Origin of the sequence: Burkholderia stagnalis, from assembly GCF_039848545.1 — a bacterium.
Taxonomy (GTDB): Bacteria; Pseudomonadota; Gammaproteobacteria; order Burkholderiales; family Burkholderiaceae; genus Burkholderia; species Burkholderia stagnalis.
On sequence record NZ_CP156686.1, the window covers coordinates 1,754,263 to 1,774,810 of the forward strand.

Consider the following 20,548-nt stretch of genomic DNA (forward strand, 5'->3'; position numbering starts at 1 on the left):
CTCGCCGGTGGAATATATCGTGAAGAATGTCATTCGTATCGGCGACCCGACCAGCCACGGCGGGGTCGTGACAAGCGGGGACGATAGCTTTCTGGTCGACGGCCGTGCAATCGCGCGCGTTGGCGACACGTGCACCTGCCCGCTTGCGGGGCACCAGGCGTGCGTCATCGTCGAAGGCGACGCGGGATTCGTCGTCGGCGGTCGCGCGGTCGCGCTCGACGGCCATAAAACGAGCTGCGGCGCGATCCTCCGCGCCACCACAACGAACTTCGCTTCCGATTGACGTGACGTATCGCGCCGGGCTTCGATCGGCGCCACTCCCCCCCTCCCCGCGATTCTGACGAAATTGTCATCTTCGCCTCATGTTTGCATTGCACCCCGTCCGTAGCATCGACTGCGCTCAATCCCGCTCCAGTCGTCCATGCTCAAACGTAGAATCGCCGCCGTGCTGTTCGTCCCGTTCGCGGGCGCCGCGCTGGCACAGTCCCCGCCGCCGCCCGGCGAACCGGCGCGTGCCACGCTGAATCCTTTATCCGCGCCGTCCACCGCACAAGACCCACTATCGCTCACCGCCGTGCTCGCGATGGCCGGCGAACGCAACCCGGCGCTGCGCAGTGCCCGCTCGGACGCCGACGCGTCCGCCGGCACGCTGATGCAGGCCGGCGCGCGCCCGAACCCGACGCTGTCGTTCCTGCAGGAAGGCTTCGCCGCGCAGGAGCGCACCACCACCGGGCAGCTCTCGCACACGCTCGAACTCGGCGGAAAACGGCGCGCCCGGCTCGACGTCGCGTCGTACGGGCGCGAAGCGGCGCTCGCGTCGCTCGACGAGCGGGCCGCCACGCTGCGCGCCGACGTCGTCCGCGCGTTCTACGGCCTGCTCGCCGCGCAGCGGCAGCTGAAGGTCGCGCAGCAGTCGACCGCCATCGCCGCCCGTTCCGCCGACATGGCCGACAAGCGCGCGCGCGCCGGCAAGGTGTCGCCGGTCGAGGCCACCAAGGCGCGCGTCGCCGAAAGCGGCGCGCGGATCGAACTCGCGAACGCGGCCGCGCAGGTCGCCACCGCCGCCGAGCAGCTCGCGAACGTCACCGGCAATCCGGCCGTGGCCGGCCGCACGGCAGCCGGCGACCTCGATGCGATTCCGGACGTCGCGCCGCTCGCGCAGCTTCGCCAGCGCCTCGACGACGCGCCGCAGTCGCGCACCGCCCGCGCCGGCATGCTGCGCGCCAACGCGCAGATCTCGCTGGAAAAGGCCCGCCGCATCCCGGATCTCACCGTGACCGCCGGGATGAAGCACGTCGTCGCGGGCGGCAGCCCCGACAACCAGGCGGTGGTCGGCGTGTCGATCCCGCTGCCGCTGTTCGACACCAACCGCGGCGCGATCCTCGAGGCCACCCACAAGGCCGAGGCGGCGCGCGCGAGCTTCGACAGCGAACGCGCGCGCATCGACCTCGACTTGTCCCAGGCGTTCACGCGCTACCAGCGCGCCGCCGACGAGGCGCGGCAACTGAAGTCCGACGTGCTGCCGGCCGCGCGGCAGTCGCTCGACGCGATGGCGCGCGGCTATGAACTCGGCAAGTTCGCGCTGCTCGACGTCATCGACGCGCAACGCACGCTGTACCAGGCCGAATCCCGCTACGTGCAGGTGCTCGCCGACACCCACCAGGCCTACGCGGACATCGGCCGGCTCGTCGGCGAGCCGCTCGATCCCGCCGCCCCTCTCCGTTGAAGGTTCCGTCATGCAGCGCAAGAAACTGATCCTCGTCGCCGCCGCCACGCTCGGCGCGCTCTCCGTTGCGGTGGGCGCGCTCGCGCTGTCGCGCGGCCCTTCCGCCGCCGCGCCATCCGCCGCCCAGGCCGCCGACGGCACCGGCCCGCATGGCGGGCAGCTCGTCGCCGACGGCCCGCTGTCGGTCGAAATCGTGTTGTCGGAGAAACCCGGCGACGCGCGGCTGATCGTCTACCCGTCGCTCGACGGCAAGCCCGCGCCGAAAGGCGCGCACGTGGCCGGCGTGCTGACCCGCTACGACGGCGCGCGCGTGCCGCTCGCGTTCAACGAGGCCGGAGGAACGTTCACGACGGCCCAGCCGGTCGCGGCACCGCACGTGTTCGACAGCGCGATCACGGTGAAGGCCGGCGGCCGCACCGCGACGTTTCCGTTCTCGCGCGCGGACGGCGCAATCGCGCTCAATGCGCAGCAGGCCGCCGCGGCCGGCATCGAGACCGCGCGCGCGGGCCCCGCGTCGATCGCGACGAGTTTCCAGCTGCCGGGCGAGATCAAGTTCAACGAGGACCGCACGGCCCACGTCGTGCCGCGCGTCGCGGGCATCGTCGAACGGGTGGCCGTGTCGATCGGCCAGCGGGTCGAGCAAGGCCAGTTGCTGGCCGTGATCGCGAGCACGGATCTCGCCGACCGGCGCAGCGAGCTGCTGAGCGCCGAGCGCCGGCTGCAGGCGGCCCGCACGTCCTATGCGCGCGAGCGCACGCTGTGGGAGGAGCGCATCTCGGCCGAGCAGGACTACCTGCAGGCGCAGGTTCAGCTTCGTGAAGCGGAAATCGCCGCGCAGAATGCGCGCCAGAAGCTGGCCGCGCTGAATGCGCCCGCGTCCGCGTCGGCGCTGAACCGCTTCGAGCTGCGCGCGCCGTTCGCCGGCACGATCGTCGAGAAGCACCTCGCGCCCGGCGAAGCGGTCGCCGCCGACGCGAACGTGTTCGTCGTGTCCGACCTGTCCACCGTGTGGGCCGAGCTGGCCGTCCCCGCGCAGCGGCTGAACGACGTGCGCGTCGGGCGCGACGCGATGGTCAGCGCGGCGGCTTTCGATTCGAAGGCCGGCGGCCGCATCGCGTACGTCGGCGCGCTGCTCGGCGAGCAGACCCGCACCGCCGCCGCGCGCATCGTGCTGCCGAATCCGGACGGCGCATGGCGGCCCGGGATGTTCGTCAACGTGTCGGTGGACGCGGGCAAGCAGGACGCGCCCGTCGCGATCGCCAACGACGCGCTGCAGCAGATCGACGGCGCGCCGTCGGTGTTCGTCCGCTCGCCGAAGGGCTTCGTCGCGCAGCCGGTCGAGACGGGCCGGCGCGACGGCCAGGTGGTCGAGATCCTGGCCGGCCTCAAGCCGGGCCAGGAATACGTGACCGCCAACAGCTTCGTGTTGAAGGCGGAGCTGGGCAAAGGCAGCGCGGACGAACACTGACCCCGCCCGACGCCGCCCGAGGGCGGCGCCTCTCTCTTTCGCATTCCCGAGGATTCCCGTTCCATGTTCGAGCGCTTGATTCGCTTCGCGATCGCCCATCGCTGGCTCGTGATGCTGGCGATCGCCGCCGCGGCGGCACTTGGCGTGTTCAGCTACCAGAAGCTGCCGATCGACGCCGTGCCCGACATCACCAACGTGCAGGTGCAGATCAACACGTCCGCGCCCGGCTATTCGCCGCTCGAGGCCGAGCAGCGCATCACCTACCCCGTCGAGACCGCGATGGCCGGGCTGCCGAACCTCGAGCAGACGCGCTCGATCTCGCGCTACGGCCTGTCGCAGGTCACGGTGATCTTCAAGGACGGCACCGACATCTACTTCGCGCGCCAGCTCGTCAACGAGCGGATCCAGGAGGCGAAGGACAAGCTGCCGCCCGGCGTGTCGCCGGCGATGGGGCCGACGTCGACGGGGCTCGGCGAAATCTACCTGTGGACCGTCGAGGCCGAGCCGGCCGCGCGCAAGCCGGACGGCACGCGCTACACGCCGGCCGACCTGCGCGAGCTGCAGGACTGGGTGATCAAGCCGCAGCTGCGCAACGTGCCGGGCGTCACCGAGGTCAACTCGATCGGCGGCTACGTGAAGGAGTTCCGGGTCGCGCCGAACCCCGCGAAGCTGATGTCGTACGGGCTGACGCTCGCCGACGTCGTGCGCGCGCTCGAGCGCAACAACGACAACGTCGGCGCCGGCTACATCGAGAAGCGCGGCGAGCAATACCTGGTGCGCGTGCCGGGGCAGGCGCGCACGGTCGACGACATCGCCAACGTCGTGCTCGCCAACGTCGGCGGCGTGCCGGTGCGCATGAAGGATCTCGGCGAGGTCGACGTCGGCCGCGAGCTGCGCACCGGCGCGGCCACCGCGAACGGCGAGGAAGTCGTGCTCGGCACGGTGTTCATGCTGATGGGCGAGAACAGCCGCACCGTCGCGAAGGCCGTGGCCGCGCGGATGGACGACGTGAACCGCACGCTGCCGGCCGGCGTGCGCGCGGTGCCCGTATACGACCGCACCGTGCTCGTCGAGAAGGCCGTCGCGACGGTCAGGAAAAACCTGCTCGAAGGCGCGATCCTCGTGATCGCGATCCTGTTCCTGTTTCTCGGCAACATCCGCGCGGCACTGATCACCGCGCTCGTGATCCCGCTGTCGATGCTGATGACGTTCACCGGCATGGTCAACGCGAAGGTCAGCGCGAACCTGATGAGCCTCGGCGCGCTCGATTTCGGGATCATCGTCGACGGCGCGGTGGTGATCGTCGAGAACTGCATCCGCCGCCTCGCGCACGCGCAGGCCGCGGCCGGCCGGCCGCTCACGCGCGACGAACGCTACGCCGAGGTGTTCGCCGCGTCGCAGGAGGCGCGCCGCGCGCTGATCTTCGGCCAGTTGATCATCATGGTCGTGTACCTGCCGATCTTCGCGCTGACGGGCGTCGAGGGGAAGATGTTCCACCCGATGGCGATCACGGTCGTGATGGCGCTCGCCGCCGCGATGGTGCTGACCGTCACCTTCATTCCGGCCGCCGTCGCGCTGTTCATCGGCAATCGCGTGCAGGAAAAGGAAAACCGCCTGATGGGCTGGGCGAAGCGGCTCTACGCGCCCGCGCTCGACCGCTTCATGACGCGCCCCGCGCGGGTGCTCGCCGGCGCGGTCGCGATCGTCGCGGCGACGCTGCTGCTCGCCGCCCGGCTCGGCAGCGAGTTCATCCCGAGCCTGAACGAAGGCGATCTCGCGGTGGCCGCGCTGCGGATTCCCGGCACGAGCCTGTCGCAATCCGTCGCGATGCAGCGGGCGATCGAGAAGACGCTGAAGCAGCGCTTCCCCGAGATCGACCGCGTGTTCGCGCGCACCGGCACCGCCGAGATCGCCGCGGACCCGATGCCGCCCAACCTGTCGGACGGCTACATCATGCTGAAGCCGGTCGACCAGTGGCCGGACCCGAAGAAATCGCGCGACACGCTGAAGGAGGAAATCGAGGCCGCGCTCGCCGACCTGCCCGGCAACGCATACGAGTTCTCGCAGCCGATCCAGCTGCGTTTCAACGAGCTGATTTCCGGCGTGCGCAGCGACGTCGCGGTGAAGATCTTCGGCGACGACATGGCGCAGCTCAACGATACCGGCACGCGCATCGCGGCCGCGCTGCAGAAGGTGCCGGGCGCGTCCGAGGTGAAGGTCGAGCAGACCAGCGGCCTGCCCGTGCTGACGATCCAGCTCGACCGCGAGAAGCTCGCGCGCTACGGCGTGAGCATCGGCGACGTGCAGGACGCGGTGGCCGCGGCGGTCGGCGGGCAAAAGGTCGGCACGCTGTTCCAGGGCGATCGCCGCTTCGACATCGTCGTGCGGCTGCCGGACGCGCTGCGCTCGGACGTCGAGGCGATCAAGCGGCTGCCGATCGCGCTGCCGTTCCAGGCCGCCGGCGGCGCGGCCGGCGCGATCGGCGCGAGCGGCCCGCTGGTGCAGGCGCCCTACGTGCCGCTCGCCGAGCTCGCGACGGTCGACGTCGCGCCGGGCCCGAACCAGATCAGCCGCGAGGACGGCAAGCGCCGCGTGGTGGTCAGCGCGAACGTGCGCGGCCGCGACATCGGTTCGTTCGTCGCCGACGCGAAGGCGCAGATCGGCCAGGACGTGCAGGTGCCGGCCGGCTACTGGCTGTCGTGGGGCGGGCAGTTCGAGCAATTGCAGAGCGCCAGCGAGCGGCTCAAGATCGTCGTGCCCGTCGCGCTGCTGATGGTGTTCGTGCTGCTGTTCGTGATGTTCAACAACGTGAAGGACGGCCTGCTGGTGTTCACCGGCATTCCGTTCGCGCTGAGCGGCGGCGTCGTGTCGCTGTGGCTGCGCGGCATCCCGCTGTCGATCACCGCGGCAGTCGGCTTCATCGCGCTGTCGGGCGTCGCGGTGCTGAACGGCCTCGTGATGATCTCGTTCATCCGCAACCTGCGCGACGAGGGCGTCGAGCTCGGCACGGCCGTGCGCGAAGGCGCGCTCACGCGCCTGCGGCCGGTGCTGATGACCGCGCTCGTCGCGTCGCTGGGCTTCCTGCCGATGGCGTTCGCGACCGGAACCGGCGCCGAAGTGCAGCGGCCGCTTGCAACCGTCGTGATTGGTGGCATCCTGTCGTCCACGGCGCTGACGCTGCTCGTCCTGCCCGTCCTGTACCGCGTCGCGTATTCGGTATCGATCCGGACGGCGCTCGGCGGCTGGCTGGCGCGACTGACACGCGGCGGCGCCGCACCTTCCGGGCAACCCAAGGCAACTCCCGATGCGAATCCTGATCGTTGAAGACGAACCCAAGACCGGCACCTACCTGCGCAAGGGCCTGACCGAAGCCGGCTTCGTCGCCGACTGGGTCGAGGACGGCATCACCGGCCTGCACCAGGCCACCACCGAGGATTACGACCTCGTGATCCTCGACGTGATGCTGCCCGGCAAGGACGGCTGGACCGTGCTGGAACACCTGCGCCGCACGCGCGAGACGCCGGTGCTGTTCCTCACCGCGCGCGACGACGTCGGCGATCGCGTGAAGGGGCTCGAGCTCGGCGCGGACGACTATCTCGCGAAGCCGTTCGATTTCGTCGAGCTGGTGGCCCGCGTGCGCTCGATCCTGCGGCGCGGGCAGCCGCGCGAATCGACGGTGCTGAAGGTGGCCGACCTCGAGCTCGACCTCACGCGGCGCAAGGCGACCCGCCAGGGCGACACGATCCTGCTGACCGCGAAGGAGTTCTCGCTGCTGTGGCTGCTGATGCGCCGCGAGGGCGAGATCCTGCCGCGCGCGACGATCGCGTCGCAGGTGTGGGACATGAACTTCAACAGCGACACCAACGTGGTGGATGCCGCGATCCGGCGGCTGCGCGTGAAGGTGGATGATCCGTACGAGCCCAAGCTGATCCATACGGTGCGCGGCATGGGCTACGTGCTCGAACTGCGCGGCGCCGGCGGCCGATGATCGCGCGCGCCCTGCCCCGCACGCTGCGCGCGCGCCTGACGCTGCTGATCGTGCTGTCGACGTCGGCGGTGCTCGCGCTGAGCGGGTTCGCGCTGTACCGCGCGCTGTACAACCGGATCGAGAGTTCGTCCGCGCAGGAAATGGCCGTCACGATGAGCGCGCTGCAGGCGCATCTGGCCGCGATCCGCTTCGTCGACGAGATCCCGCGCCATGCCGACATCTGGATCGACCAGCTGCACGGCCACCAGAACATGGATCTCGCGATGTACGACGCGGCCGGCGCGCTGTTGCTGGCCACGTCCGGCTACGTGCCCGGCGCGCGCGCGACGGGCGGGCCGGCCTCGCAGACGCCCGTCGCGATCGCCGCGCCGGATTCGACGCTGCACTATCTCGTCGCGAGCGCGCCGCTCGACGGGCCCGGCGGCCTGCGCGTGCGCGTCGTGATCCAGCGCGACGCGCGAAGCGATCGCGCGCTGCTGCACGCGTATGCGTGGACGATCGTCGTGATCGAGGTGCTCGGCGTGGTGCTCGCCGCCGCGCTGGCGTACGGCATCGCGATGCTCGGGCTGAGCCCGCTGCGGCGGCTCGTCCGGCGCGCGGAGGAGATGTCGACGAGCCGCCTCGCTCAGCCGCTGCAGGGCCTCGATACGGCCGGCGAGCTGAAGGAGCTGGAGCATGCGTTCAACGGCATGCTCGCGCGGCTCGATGAGTCGTTTACGCGGCTGAGCCAGTTCTCGTCGAATCTCGCGCACGACATGCGCACCCCGCTCACGAACCTGGTTGCCGAGGCGCAGGTGGCGCTGTCGCGGCCGCGCAGCGCCGGGGAATACCGCGAGGTGATCGAGTCGGCGATCGACGAATACCAGCGGCTGTCGCGGATGATCGAGGACATGCTGTTCCTCGCGCGCGCGGACAACGCGGAAAGCCATCTGGCGATCCGCACACTCGACGCGTTCGACGAGACCGAGCGCGTCGCCGGCTACTACGAGCCGATGGCGGACGATGCGGGGGTCACGATCCGGGTCGACGGCGCGGGCACCGTGCGCGCCGACGTGCTGCTGTTCCAGCGTGCGCTCAGCAACCTGCTGAGCAACGCGATCGCGCATGCGCCGCGCGACACGACGATCCATATCGATTGCACGCAGACCGACGACGCGACCACGATCACCGTATCGGACGCGGGGCCCGGCATCGCTGAAGCGCACCGCGAACGGATCTTCGAGCGCTTCTACCGGGTCGATCCGGCGCGGCACAACTCGGCGTCCGGCACCGGCCTCGGCCTCGCGATCGTCAGGTCGATCATGCAGAGCCACGGCGGCGAGTGCGGCGTCGAAAGCGAGCCGCACGTGCGCACCGCGTTCTGGCTGCGGTTTCCGGCGGCCGCGCGCTGAGCGCGCGCCGCCGCTCGCACGACCGGGCTCAGCGCGTCGCGAGCCGGCCGTCGTGCGCGTCCAGGCCCGGCGTCGTCTCCTTCCCGTGGACGGATATCCCGTGCAGCACCTTGTTGCGGTCGACCTGCTGCGGGCCGGGCGGATAGTCGTGCTTGTTGGACGGGATCGTGCCGTCGTGCTGCGCCTGCACGAGTTCCTGGCGCACGTCGGCGCGCGTCTTGCCCTGCGCGAAGGCGTTCGGCGCGATGCCGCCCGCGGCCAGGATCGCGGCGACGAGACAGGTCGATAGTTTTGCGACGTTCATCTGGAGTGCTCCTTGTGAGAAGACTGCCGGTCGGCAGGTGCTTCCAGTCTCGTTCAGCGACGGTACGCGCCCGTGAGCACGGGATGACAAATCCGTCATCGACGGCGCGCGGCCGCCGGGCGCGCAGATGACGGATTTGTCATGCGCCGATCACGGCGGCGATGCGGCCGCTGCCTAAGATCGCTGCCTGAGTGGCCCGCTCCGGGCCCTCGACCACGCGACGCGCACGGGCGGCGAGTAGCCCGGCTGCGCCTTGTCCCGGACACCTTGCGTGTCCGGGGCTCTTTTCCCTTCCATGTGTACGCACCGCCAGGATCTTGAAAGCACGCCTCGTCACCTTCGCCGTTCCGTTCCTGCTCGCCGGCTGCGCGCTGGGCAATGCGGCCCCGGCCACCTCGCCAGACCCGTCGCGCGCCGCGCGAACGTCGAGCGACCAGCTGGTCGACTATGCGGGGCATCCGTGCGGCAACCAGAACCTGCACGTGAAGACGCATCCTTGCGTCTTTCCGCGGCGATAAAGGCGCGCGGCACGCCTACAATCGACGTCGTGCGCATTGCCCGCGCGACCTCGAGGAGCCGCCCATGCCCAGGATCGACATCGCCCACGTCCCCGAACGCAAAGGCACGGGCTATCCGGCGCCGTTCGATGCGCGTTGCGCCGAGCGCATACGCCAGCGGCTCGGCGATGCGGGCGGGCTCGCCGATTTCGGCGTCAACCTGATGCGCCTGCCGCCCGGCAACTGGTCGAGCCAGCGTCACTGGCATTCGGCCGAGGACGAATTCGTGTTTATCCTCGAAGGCGAAGTGACGCTGATCGAGGACGGCGGCGAAACGGTGCTGCGCGCCGGCGACTGCGCAGCCTTCCCGAAAAACAGCGGCAACGGCCATCACCTGGTCAACCGCTCGGCGGCGACGGCCGTCTATCTCGAAGTCGGCTCGCGCTCGCCCGCCGACGTCATCACCTGCTCCGACGTCGACATGATGAGCCCCAGCGCCGACGGCCGCTTCCTGCACAAGGACGGCACGCCGTATCCGGCGCCCGGCGCGTGACGGAGGGCACCCGGAGCCGGTGCGCCGGAGCGCCTGTCGCCCCCTTCCGCCCCCGCTTCAGACACGCCGCCGGCGGCGGCCGCCGCGTCTTCCCGTAAAATTCCGCACTTTCCATCCCGACCGGCCCTTTCGTCATGCAACCCGCCTCCGCCACCCAACCCGCCGCCCATGGCGCCGACGACGCCGACACCGCCCGCGACCTGGTCTACGGCCCCGACGACCGGCCCGCGCCGACGGTCGCCTTCGTCGCGGCCCTGCAGCACCTGCTGGCGATCCTGGTGCCGATCGTCACGCCCGGCCTGCTGATCTGCCAGGCGCTGGGCGTGCCCAGCCGCGACACCACGCTGATCGTGTCGATGTCGCTGGTGATCTCCGGCATCGCCACGTTCGTCCAGTGCCGCCGCTTTGGCCCGCTGGGCGCCGGCCTGCTGATCGTCCAGGGCACCAGCTTCAACTTCGTCGGCCCGCTGATCGCCGGCGGCAGCCTGATGGTCAAGCAAGGCACGCCGGTCGAGACCGTGATGGCCGCGATCTTCGGCGTCGTCATCGCCGGCTCGTTCGTCGAGATGGGCGTGTCGCGCATCCTGCCGTTCGTCAAGCGGCTCATCACGCCGCTCGTCACCGGCATCGTGGTGCTGCTGATCGGCCTCACCCTCATCAAGGTCGGCCTCGTCAGCATGGGCGGCGGCTACGGCGCGATGGCCAAGGGCAGCTTCGCGAGCGTCGAGAACCTCACGCTGTCCGGGCTGGTGCTCGGCACGATCATCCTGCTCAACCGCGTGCCGGTCGTGTGGGTGCGCAGCACCGCGCTGGTGATCGCGCTGGCGATCGGCTATCTCGCGGCCGCGTTCCTCGGCCGCCTGGATTTCACCGGCGCGCGCGAGGCCGCGCTGTTCCAGATCCCGACGCCGCTGCACTTCGGCCTCGGTTTCTCGTGGTCGCTGTTCGTGCCGATGCTGATCATCTACCTGGTCACGTCGCTGGAGGCGATCGGCGACGTCACCGCGACCAGCAAGATCTCGAAGCAGCCGGTCGAGGGGCCGCTGTGGATGCAGCGCATCAAGGGCGGCGTGCTGGTCAACGGCGCCAACTCGCTGCTGGCCGGCGTGTTCAACACCTTCCCGAGCTCCGTGTTCGCGCAGAACAACGGCGTGATCCAGCTCACCGGCATCGCGAGCCGCCACGTCGGCCTGTGGATCGCGGGCATGCTCGTGGTGCTCGGCCTGTTCCCGCCGGTCGCCGGCGTGCTGCAGGCCGTGCCCGAGCCCGTGCTCGGCGGCGCGGCGATGGTGATGTTCGGCGCGGTGGCCGCGTCCGGCATCAACATCCTCGCCGGCATCCGGCTGGATCGCCGCGCGCTGCTGATCATCGCCGTTTCGCTGGCGCTCGGCCTCGGCGTGTCGCAGGTGCCGGACATCCTGACCCACCTGCCGCATGCGCTCAAGAACGTGCTGGAATCGGGCGTCGCGACGGGCGGCATCTGCGCGCTGGTGATGAACTGGTTTTTGCCGGAAAGGCATTGATGCGGTCGTGATGTACTGCCGTGCGCGACCGTCGCCGCATTCCACGACAGGCGGTTCGATTGCAGACATATGACGAGCCTCCCGGGTCGCCAATGTGACTTGAGGCGCATTGGGCGGCCTCGCGGCAGACGCTATCGTTTCCGACAGGCACAAGGTACGCGCGATGACGCCATGACGACGGCTTCACGTCCGTGCCTGGCGCCTGTTCAGGCGACGCGAGGCGGCCTTTCCCGGCCTCGGGCTCTCGACGCAAGAGGCAAACATGACGACCACCATCAAGGCAGTCCCCGGGTTCGCACAAGTCGCGACCGGAGGCAACATTCAGGTCGAGGCAGGCCCGCCGACGCGATACCTGGTCAGCAATATCCAGCCCTATCCGAATAGCGATCTGATCAAGGGCAATACCTACAACATCTCGGATCCGTCCATTCGCAGCATCGCCGTGCAGTTGATACATCCGCCTGGCGCGGGCATGCGCACTGCGACGTTCCAGCAGGAAACCGAGCAGTCGGACTCCTCCGGCGACGATGTCGCGCACGAAGAGCACGCTTGACACCGCGTGCGGCCGGACATCGGCTTTCATGCCGGATCGCCGAGTACACGCGCGTCGGCGCTATTCGCGCTTCGGGGTAGTTGCCGAGGTAGCGGAAGGCAGCGGGAGTCGAATCTACCAGGGAGCGTCTGACGCCCCCTGCCGGGTTTGAAGGCCGATATATAGGGAGACCGAGAGCGGCAAGCCCGAAAACGAGCTTGCCGCACATCTGCTGCCAGCCGATCACGCCTTGCGAATCACCGCCTCTTCTTTCAGAGCCATATTTACAGTCGTGCTGTAATAGGGCCAAATATAAGGACCACCAGCCCCCTGATTCAAATCCTGATAAATCGGAGTATAGCCCTTGATTTCCGGCGGTTCGGACTGGTTATTTACAAGCAGCATGATTGCGGTGATAGGCGCTTTATTCGGCTCGCCGTTCTTCCATATCATGTAGATGTATTTCCCGCCCGCGCCTTCCTTCAGATCTTGCGGGCTCCAGCTCCAACCCGACGGCGGATTGGATTGCGGCTGGTCGTAAGCAACGAAATTGAGTGACGTGACCGGATTACCGCTGCCAAGCTGATAACCGAGATAGATATACTTGCCGCCCACGCCGGTGTTTGTATCAACAGTGAGGAAGTCCCAAGGTGGTTGATACTGAGGACCCGGGGTGCTGTCGGCTTGTGTCGTAAGAGCATTGATTGGATTTGTCATCGTTCAACTCCTCTCTAGGTCGGCAAGACAGAATTAGTATATTCAAAATCGCCGGATATACAACCAAGGGAATACTTATTTCCGACCACGAAAATCAAATTAGTGCATTTTTATAAATTAAATCGCAATTCGCACGAAATTTTGAATCCATCCATCCGGCAATCCGCGTCGTCACGGGCGGCATCTGCGCGCTGGTGATGAACTGGTTTTTGCCGGAAAGGCATTGATGCGGGCGTGATCCGGCATCGGCGCGGGGAATCAGGTCAAATGGTGATCCGCAGGATCGGGAAGAACCTTCCGGGGATGGCGCCCGATTCCTTCTCGCCGATCTTTTCCGCGCCGAGCGCCAGATAGAACGGCATCGCATGGGGATCCGCCTCGATCACGAAATGCCGGATGCCCCGTGCGGCAGCTTCTTTCCGGAGCGCCGTCCAGAGCGCGCGGGCGACGCCCCGCCCCATATGGTCGGGGTGAACGAATAGCGAGCCCGGCGTCGGTCGATCCGACGCCACGGCTTCCCTGACCCAGAACCCGATGATTTTTCCGTCGGCTTCGGCAACGCAGCCCATCGCGCTTTCGAGCCGCTCGGGCGTGATCGTCAGGTCGGCTCGCCACACGTCCAGCCAATCCTTCGGGTAGCCCCAATGTGCCTTCGACACGAATGCCAGCTTCGAAAGCTGATCCGCGTCAGAAGGATCGGCAGCGCGGATGATGAAGGGGCCATGCATGTCGTCTTCTTCTCCGTTGCGGCCTTCTCAAGATGACGGCGCCGCCCCGAACCCGTTTTCGGATCGCCCGTATGTTCGACAGCACCGGGACAGCACGAGGAAACCGGAAGACCCATGCCTCCCGGTCGCCCGGTTTCAGTCCGGATGAATCGTCACCAGCCGCTAAATCGAAACATCGCGATCAACCGCCCACAGCCATCGCAAACACGTGCTGACGCCCGCTGCTGACCTGATACGGGAACGTGACGCTCTTCACGGCCCGGGTCGGATCGATGGCCTGCGTCCACTGGAACACCTTGGCCGGGACGTTATCCGCACTGCCGTCCATCTGCACGCGCGTCGGCGTCGACAGCGCAACCGTGTTGTAGGCGCCCGGCTGCCTGCTGCCGCCGTTCAGCGTCCAGTCGTCGAAGGTCAGATCGTATGCCGCCTGCGTGCCGTCGACATAGGTGACGGTCAACCTGCCGGTGGACGGGCCATTGGTCGCGCTACCGAGCAGCGACAGCGACCTGCCGCGCACCGGTGTCGCAAACGTGATCGTCTGCCCCTGGACGACCATGTTGTCCAGCCCCATCCTGCCGTCCGGCCAGGCGAACGTCAGACCGTTGAACGCGAGCTGCGCACCCGGCGCCGCGCCGGCCGCGGCGAGCGCTTCCCGCGAATATCGCCATCCCGATCCGTCGAACGTATAGCCTTCGGCGGCGAGGTCCGGCCTCGAACCGTTCGCGCCGACGCCGGTGTTGTTGAGCGCATCGGCGATGCCGGCGAATCCGTCGAGGCCATAGGACGGCAATTTCCCGGCGGCGGACGCGCCCCATTTCGACGGCTCGCTGCCCATCGCGACATCGAGTCTCGCCACCTTGCGAAGATCGTCCTGCAGCCAGACCCACGGCACGTCGAGCACGGCGCCGTTCAGCGAAGCGCTCTGGACATAGCGCGAGTCGGGGCCGGCGCCGCTCGCGTTGATGACCAGTTGCTTCGTGCCGTCCGCCCAGCGCACGACGGCCTTCGGAAACACGGGCGCGTGCAGTGCGAGCCCGCCGACGGACGGGATGGCCGGGTAGGCCCCGAGCGCGGCCCATACGTACCACGACGATACCGCGCCGAGATCGTCGTTGCCGGGCAGCCCGCCGGGGCCGTCGCTGAACACGGCGGCGATGTTCTCGCCCGGATTGCCGTTGACGATGTCGCGCACCACCTTCTGCGTGCGCCACGGCGCGCCGGCCCAGTTGTAGTGCCACGGCGACGCGAAGCTCGGCTCGTTGCCGATATAGAAATTCGGCGGCGACATGCCGGCGTTCAGGTTGGAAAAGTACGCATCCAGCCGCTTCACGACAGCGTCGTTGCCGCCCATCAGCGCGTACAGTTCGCGCGTGTCGTGCAGCGTCATCCACGTATATTGCTCGGCGTTGCCCTCGACCATGTCCTGGTTCGCGATCGGCGCAAGTTTCCAGCTGCCGTCGTCGAAGCGCGGCAGGATCTGCTTCTGCTGCGCGTTGAACATGTTCTTCCACTGCGCGGCGCGCGCGAGGAACTGGCGATAGGCCGGTTCGTTGCCGAGCGATTTCGCGAACGACGCAATCGCGAAGTCGACGGCGCTGAATTCGGGCGTCAGCGAGCCGGCCCACCACCCCCGGCTGAGCGACACGAAGCCGCGCGTCAGGTGATCGCTCATCCGGTCGTCGCCGTCGCGCGGAATCGTGTTGCCGCAGCGCACCACGCGCTTGTTGCCGGCCAGCCTCATGTACTTCAGTGCGCCCGCGGTATCGAAGGCCGTGGCGCCGAACGCATGGCCGCCGACGATCACGGGCACGCCGGAGTCGCCCGGCATGATGCCCTGGTCGACGTTGATCGGCGACCAGCGCGGAATCGCGCCGCACTGGTCGGCGTCGGTCACGAGCGACTGCAGCATGTCGCTGGTCTCGCGCGGGAACAGCATGCCGAGCAGCGGCATCAGGCTTCGATACGTGTCCCAGTTCGAATAGTTCACGTATTGCGTCCGGCCGCTCTCGACCCGGTGAACCTTCCTGTCGAAGCCGATGTAATCCCCGGTGACGTCGCTGTTGACGTTCGGCGACAGCATCGAGTGATACAGCGCCGTATAGAACTTGCGCTTGTCGACGAGCGATCCGCCCTCCACCTGGATCGTATTCAGCCGATCGTTCCAGGTGTCGTCGGCGGCCTTGCGCACGGCGTCGAAATCCCAGTGGGGCGAGGGATTCTCCGCCTCCAGGTTCCGCTTCGCGTTGTCGATGCTGACGTACGACAACGCCACCTTCATCTGGATCGGCGCGTTTGTCGCGGCAAAGCGCACTTTCGCGTTGCCGTTGCCGAGGTCGGTCGCCGTCTTGTCGATGTTGCGGTCGAACCGAATGTAGAAATAGACCGTGTAGTTCGGCGCGCCGCAGAAGCCGCCGCCCACCGTCGAGCCCTGCAGCGCGTCGTTGCCCGCATAGCCGATGCTGCCCGCCGTCGACGCCTTGGTATTCGTGCGCGTGGCGTCGATCACGAGCGCCGGCGCCCGCGCGCTGTCGGGAAAGGTGAAGCGCCCGAAACCGGTGCGCGTCGTCGCGGTCAGTTCCACCTTGATGCCGTCGTTCAGCGCGACGCGGTAGTAGCCCGGCGACGCGGTTTCGTTCTCATGCCTGAAGTTCGGCACCGGCTTGACGAGGTTCGAGGCCACGGTGGCCGGATCGAGCGCCGGCATGACCGGGAGTTCGCCGGAATTGCCGTCGCAGCCCGCGCCGCTCATCTGCGTGAGCGGGAAGCCGATGATCGTGTTCTCCGTATAGACATAGCCGACCGGCGTATCCTTGCCGCCGCCGGGCTTGATGCTGGGCGTCATCGGCGTCCACTGCACCATGCCGAACGGCATGGTGGCGCCGGGGAACGTGCCGCCGCGCTCGCCGGCCGGCACCGGGTCGGTCGCCCGGACACTGGCGTTGGCCGTGCCGATGAACGGATTGACGTACTGGGTCAACGACGCCCGCACGTATGATTCCTCGGGGACGACGGTCGTGTCGGCCGATGGGCGGATCGTGCTGCCCGGGCTTCCCGTCCCGGGCCGCGCGGCAGCCGCGGCCGCCGACGAAACCCTGGACGACGACATGCCGTCGTCCCCGTTGCAGCCGACGAGCAGCACGCTCGTCAGGAGTGCAGTCAATCCGGCGTTGTATCGTCTCTTCATGCGTCCTCCTTTGATGTGCAGTAGCGGAATCCGACCGCGTCGCGCAGCCGCCTCGACTTGCGACAGGATCAACGCGACGGTTTCGCGACGGCCTTCGTGTAGTCCGCACCGGGGCCGGACGGCGGCGCCAGCGCGGCGCCCGTTGCCCAGTCGGTCGGCGTGGACGACAACGTGTAGGTCAGCGTGCCGCCGTCGGCAATGGCCGCGAGCGGCAGCCACGATCCCGGGTAGGCCTTTCCGTTGAGCTGCACGGACTTGATGTACGGCTTGCCGTTCAGCAGCGCCTCGTCGTCGGACTCGATGCGCAGCTTCTTCGTGCCGTCGGCGAGCCAGACCGTCATGCCCTTGAACTGCGGCGTCGACATCGCGAGGCCGGGCGCCGACGGCACGACCGGATAGAGGCCGAGGCTCGCCCACAGGTAGAAGCCGGACGTCGCGCCGAAGTCGTCGTTGCCGGGCAGGCCGCCGGGCGCGTTGAAGAAGGTCTTCGTCATCACGATCGGGATCACGCGCTGCGTGAGCTGCGGCCTGCCGGTCCAGTTGTACGCCCACGGCGTCTGCAGCGACGGCTCGTTGCCGATATACAGCGTGCTGCCCGATTCGCCGCTGTTGAGCGTCGACGCGCTCGGCAACGGGCCGTCGAACGGATCGGCCTGGCTGAGGCCGAACAACGTGTTCAGGCGCGCGATGGCCGCGGCGTTGCCGCCCAGTTGGCTGATCAGCTCCGTGTAGTCGTGGCCGATCGTCCAGATGTAGTTCGGCTCGGTCGATTCATGGAAGCCGCGATTGTTGTTGAGACTGAAGTCCCATTGTCCGCTCGAGTTCTTCGTGACGAGCCCCTTCGTTTCACCGTAGTAGTCGTTTCCGGGCGGAATGTTCGCGTTGAAGATGTTGAGCCAGTTGCGGCCGCGCTTGCGCAGCGCAGCGACGGTGCTTGCGTCGTCGGCACGGCCGAGCGCGGCGAGGAAGTTGCCGATCGACGTGTCCGTCGCGGTCAGTTCCAGCGTCATCGAGCCCGCGTGATGGTTCCCGGCAACCTCGGTCGACACATAGCCGTTCTTCAGATAGAAGTCGCCGACCGTGTTCACGCCAGCGCCGTCGTCGACGCTGCCCATGTCGTTGCAGGCGCCCTCGACGAACGGGCTGCCCGGCCCGCCCGTGCCGAACGCGGATTGCAGCATGTACTTGCGCGCGCTGCCGGTATCGAAGCCGCGTGCGCCGAACGCATAGGCACCCGCGATTACGTTCGGTGCGTGGTCGCCTTCCATCGGCTTGGTGTCGTCGCTGCCGTCCACCCAGTGCGGAAACGCGCCGCACTGCTTCGCATCGGCCACGAGCGATTGCATCATGTCGCCCGTCTCGCCCGGGAACATCAGCGCCTGCAATTGCGTCAGCGAGCGGTACGTATCCCACAGCGAGAATCCCGAATAATGCGTACGGTACGCATTCGGATTGCCGGGCACCGGATACTGCGACACGTTGGCCGTGTCGCGTCGGGGCGCCGTGTTCGACGGATCGGCGAGATTGGCCTGGCGCATGCTGCGGTAATCGCCGTTGACGTCGCTGTAGACCGTCGGTCCCGCCATCGCGTGATAAAGCGCGGTATAGAACTGCGTGACGTAATCCTTCGCAGTCCTGGCTTGCGCATCCCCAAGTCTTCCCGTCGCGCCCGGCTGGGCGAGATCGAGCTGGATCGTGTTGAGCCGGCTGTTCCAGGCTGCATCCAGCTTGCCCCTGACCTTGTCGAACGACCAGCCGGGGTTTTCCGTCGTCAGGTTCAGCCTGGCATTCGCCACGCTGACGGATGAAATGCCGGCCTTCAGCTGCACGGTCGTCTTGCCGCCACCGGCCTTGGGCACGAACACGAGCGTTGCAACACCGTTGGCGACTTGGGTTGCCTTCGGATCGAGCGGGGTATCGAACGTGATGTAGAAGTTCACCGGCTTGTACCAGGTGCCGCCGCAGAACGCGCCGACCACCGTCGTGCCGGACACGACGCCCGCCCGCGCATCGACAGCAATGTTGACCGGGTCCGGTATCAGCGTGGTCGGCACGCCCGACTTCATGCCGTTGCTGCGCAGCGCATTGATGACGAGGGTCGGCGCCGAACCGGACGGATAGGTGAGGCGCGCCATCCCGGTACGCGTCGTTGCCGTGAACTCGCTGAGAATGCCATTGCCGGTCCTCACGCCGTAATAACCGGGCGACGCCACCTCGTCATCGTGCGAGAACGACAGCGAACCGCCGCCCGGAATCATTGCAACCGCGCCCTGCCCGCGGCAACCGGGGCCCGCCAGATGGGTCAGGCTGAAAAAGTCGATGGTCGTATCGGAGTAGTAATAGCCGCCGGAACCGTTACCCCATGGCGCCCTGCTGCCGGGCGTATCGGGACCGAAGCTGACCATGCCGAACGGCGCTTGCGCCGCCGGATTCAGGTTGCCGGGGAAAAGGCCGCCCGCCTTGGGCGCGCCCGTGCCGATGAATACGTTGACGAACTTCGTCAAGCCGGCGATATCGGTTCGCTTCACGACGGCGGACGCGTTGGCGCCGTCGCCGGTCGTCGCGGGATTCATGCCGGCAGATTCGCCATTTCCTGGAGGACTGGCCACGGCTTCCGAAACGGCAGGCGTGGCGGGTGCGGACTCCACCGAATCGCCGCCGCATCCTGAAGTCATCAGCGCTGCCGTGATGGCGGCGGCCGCAGCCCAATGCGCCCTTCTATTCATTCAGGCCTCCATATCGTGGATTTCGCGAACATGGCACTTCATTGTTCGCGTCAGTTTGCCCTGAAGAAACGCGTGCCTGCCATCAGGAAGTTTCCCTCATTTTTATTGTTTTTATCTAAACAGCCTATATTCAAAGCAACTGTTCCGATCAAGCCGATATCGTCGACGCGCATCGCGCGTCATTCGCGCTATTCCACCCCACTATCCCCATGCGCCAACGCACGGCGTCGCGCGAACGAATTGGCATAGGCCCGGTGCCGAACCGCCAGCATCGGATCGCCCGCGTGGTCAATGCCGGTCGTCAGGCGTGCGGGATCGAAAGCGACGCGCTCCTGGGCCGTCTCGTCCGTCGTCACGTCGGTCAATGCGATTTCTCCAAGATCAACGCGCGGCCGGTCGTCCGGCCAGGCGACCGAGATATCGTCGAGCCGATCGCCCGGGCCAGCGACCTGCAGCGTTAATTTCATGCGCGCCTGTCCGCGCGCGACGCGCGTTCGAATATCCCGTTGCAGAAAATCCGCCGGCAACGCCGCTGCCCTTTCGTCGCTCCAGTGCTCGACCTCGGTTTCCGGTTCCACGATGTAGCGGCCCGCCGTCCTGCACCCGTCGAGGCCAGTGAAGACAAACGCGTGCATTGCATGAAATTGCTCGGTCAAATAGCTGCGCGGGGTCGCCAGCGGCAGCGCGACAAAGCGCCTCGCCGCTTCGTGCGCGACGAGATGGCGTTCAAGGAACTCGGGCTGGGTGTCGGCCCGATTGACCGCGTGCAGGAACGCGAGAAATTCGGCCGGCGTGCGGGCGGGAAACCCGTTCGCGGAATGAGCGACGAGATCGGTTGTCGCGCCGCCCGGCAGCATGAAGCGAATCGCGAGTCCGCGCGGATTCGCGCGCGGCGCGTTGTCGGGAACATCGGGTGCGCCGCCGAAATTGGAAAACCGAATCAGGATCGGAATCCGTTGCCCCTGAAAGTGCGACGCGACGCTCAGCCGCGCGGCGTGCCGGGTGGCGACGAAGTGGCCCCGCAGCAATATCCCTTTTGCATGGTTGACGCGACGAGGCGGCGGGGAGGCTGCGCCGCCATATAACGCATCGACGAGTTGCTCCGGTTCGACGGACATCGAGTGTTCCAGTTGATGGATGGATTCGGACGCGGGCCGGCGCGACGCAGCGGCACGCGATGCATGCCGCTGCAACGCTGTCGCAGGGGG

At 67.5% G+C, this 20,548-nt stretch carries 17 protein-coding genes; 11 read left to right on the forward strand and 6 right to left on the reverse strand.

Translation table 11 applies throughout. From position 1 onward, the window contains the following. The first annotated feature begins 19 nt into the window (after positions 1–19). From ABFO07_RS24540 to ABFO07_RS24565, 6 genes are all read left to right on the forward strand, one after another. Positions 20–283, forward strand: coding sequence for a PAAR domain-containing protein (locus ABFO07_RS24540; protein WP_059563611.1), 264 nt, complete (start codon positions 20–22; stop codon positions 281–283). A 138-nt stretch (positions 284–421) separates the two neighbouring features. Further along, positions 422–1,726, forward strand: a complete 1,305-nt coding sequence (locus ABFO07_RS24545) for a TolC family protein (RefSeq protein ID WP_060013703.1) — start codon at positions 422–424, stop codon at positions 1,724–1,726. 10 nt (positions 1,727–1,736) lie between these two features. Then, entirely contained in the window at positions 1,737–3,194 is a 1,458-nt protein-coding gene (locus tag ABFO07_RS24550; protein WP_347468721.1) for an efflux RND transporter periplasmic adaptor subunit, read from the forward strand. Positions 3,195–3,257: 63 nt separating this feature from the next. Then, the gene (locus tag ABFO07_RS24555) at positions 3,258–6,518 is read left to right on the forward strand and encodes an efflux RND transporter permease subunit (protein WP_347468722.1); all 3,261 of its coding nucleotides are present in this window, start codon (positions 3,258–3,260) and stop codon (positions 6,516–6,518) included. Continuing rightward, a complete protein-coding gene (gene irlR, locus ABFO07_RS24560; protein ID WP_059563553.1) occupies positions 6,499–7,182 on the forward strand; it encodes a heavy metal response regulator transcription factor IrlR in 684 nt (227 codons plus the stop codon). The genes ABFO07_RS24555 and irlR overlap by 20 nt, the downstream gene beginning before the upstream one ends. Next, the gene (locus ABFO07_RS24565; protein ID WP_059884260.1) at positions 7,179–8,573 is read left to right on the forward strand and encodes a heavy metal sensor histidine kinase; all 1,395 of its coding nucleotides are present in this window, start codon (positions 7,179–7,181) and stop codon (positions 8,571–8,573) included. The genes irlR and ABFO07_RS24565 overlap by 4 nt, the downstream gene beginning before the upstream one ends. A 28-nt stretch (positions 8,574–8,601) precedes the next feature. Here the strand turns inward: ABFO07_RS24565 and ABFO07_RS24570 are convergent, their stop codons facing one another. Continuing rightward, positions 8,602–8,877 (reverse strand): DUF4148 domain-containing protein, encoded by a 276-nt coding sequence (locus tag ABFO07_RS24570; RefSeq protein WP_322229299.1) that lies wholly within the window; start codon positions 8,875–8,877, stop codon positions 8,602–8,604. Positions 8,878–9,194: 317 nt separating this feature from the next. On the opposite strand from ABFO07_RS24570, the gene ABFO07_RS24575 reads away from it, so the two are divergent. The 4 genes from ABFO07_RS24575 (at position 9,195) to ABFO07_RS24590 (ending at position 12,003) form a co-directional block, all read left to right on the forward strand. Next, positions 9,195–9,395, forward strand: a complete 201-nt coding sequence (locus tag ABFO07_RS24575; protein WP_322229385.1) for a hypothetical protein — start codon at positions 9,195–9,197, stop codon at positions 9,393–9,395. 64 nt (positions 9,396–9,459) lie between these two features. Next, positions 9,460–9,927, forward strand: coding sequence for a cupin domain-containing protein (locus ABFO07_RS24580; RefSeq protein ID WP_059910453.1), 468 nt, complete (start codon positions 9,460–9,462; stop codon positions 9,925–9,927). Between the two features lie 134 nt (positions 9,928–10,061). Beyond that, positions 10,062–11,450: a uracil-xanthine permease family protein gene (locus ABFO07_RS24585; RefSeq protein WP_059884263.1), complete on the forward strand. Its 1,389-nt coding sequence runs from the start codon at positions 10,062–10,064 to the stop codon at positions 11,448–11,450. A gap of 262 nt (positions 11,451–11,712) precedes the next feature. Beyond that, the gene (locus ABFO07_RS24590; RefSeq protein WP_060027981.1) at positions 11,713–12,003 is read left to right on the forward strand and encodes a hypothetical protein; all 291 of its coding nucleotides are present in this window, start codon (positions 11,713–11,715) and stop codon (positions 12,001–12,003) included. A gap of 222 nt (positions 12,004–12,225) precedes the next feature. On the opposite strand, the gene ABFO07_RS24595 is transcribed toward ABFO07_RS24590, so the two are convergent. The 4 genes from ABFO07_RS24595 to ABFO07_RS24610 all read right to left on the reverse strand — a co-directional run bounded on the left by ABFO07_RS24595 (position 12,226) and on the right by ABFO07_RS24610 (position 19,118). Further along, positions 12,226–12,699, reverse strand: coding sequence for a hypothetical protein (locus tag ABFO07_RS24595; protein WP_155629764.1), 474 nt, complete (start codon positions 12,697–12,699; stop codon positions 12,226–12,228). A 263-nt stretch (positions 12,700–12,962) separates the two neighbouring features. Beyond that, on the reverse strand, positions 12,963–13,427 hold the full coding sequence (locus tag ABFO07_RS24600; protein WP_322229292.1) for a GNAT family N-acetyltransferase: 465 nt from the start codon (positions 13,425–13,427) through the stop codon (positions 12,963–12,965). Between the two features lie 181 nt (positions 13,428–13,608). Further along, positions 13,609–16,614, reverse strand: a complete 3,006-nt coding sequence (locus ABFO07_RS24605) for a GH92 family glycosyl hydrolase (RefSeq protein WP_322229290.1) — start codon at positions 16,612–16,614, stop codon at positions 13,609–13,611. A gap of 68 nt (positions 16,615–16,682) precedes the next feature. After that, positions 16,683–19,118: a GH92 family glycosyl hydrolase gene (locus tag ABFO07_RS24610; protein ID WP_059989179.1), complete on the reverse strand. Its 2,436-nt coding sequence runs from the start codon at positions 19,116–19,118 to the stop codon at positions 16,683–16,685. Here ABFO07_RS24610 and ABFO07_RS24615 point away from each other — a divergent pair. Beyond that, positions 19,102–19,404, forward strand: a complete 303-nt coding sequence (locus ABFO07_RS24615) for a hypothetical protein (RefSeq protein ID WP_155633066.1) — start codon at positions 19,102–19,104, stop codon at positions 19,402–19,404. The genes ABFO07_RS24610 and ABFO07_RS24615 overlap by 17 nt on opposite strands. A gap of 124 nt (positions 19,405–19,528) precedes the next feature. On the opposite strand, the gene ABFO07_RS24620 is transcribed toward ABFO07_RS24615, so the two are convergent. After that, positions 19,529–20,458 carry a catalase family peroxidase gene (locus ABFO07_RS24620; protein WP_347468723.1) on the reverse strand — a complete coding sequence of 310 codons (930 nt, stop codon included), beginning with the start codon at positions 20,456–20,458 and terminating at the stop codon, positions 19,529–19,531. Between the last annotated feature and the right edge of the window lie 90 nt (positions 20,459–20,548).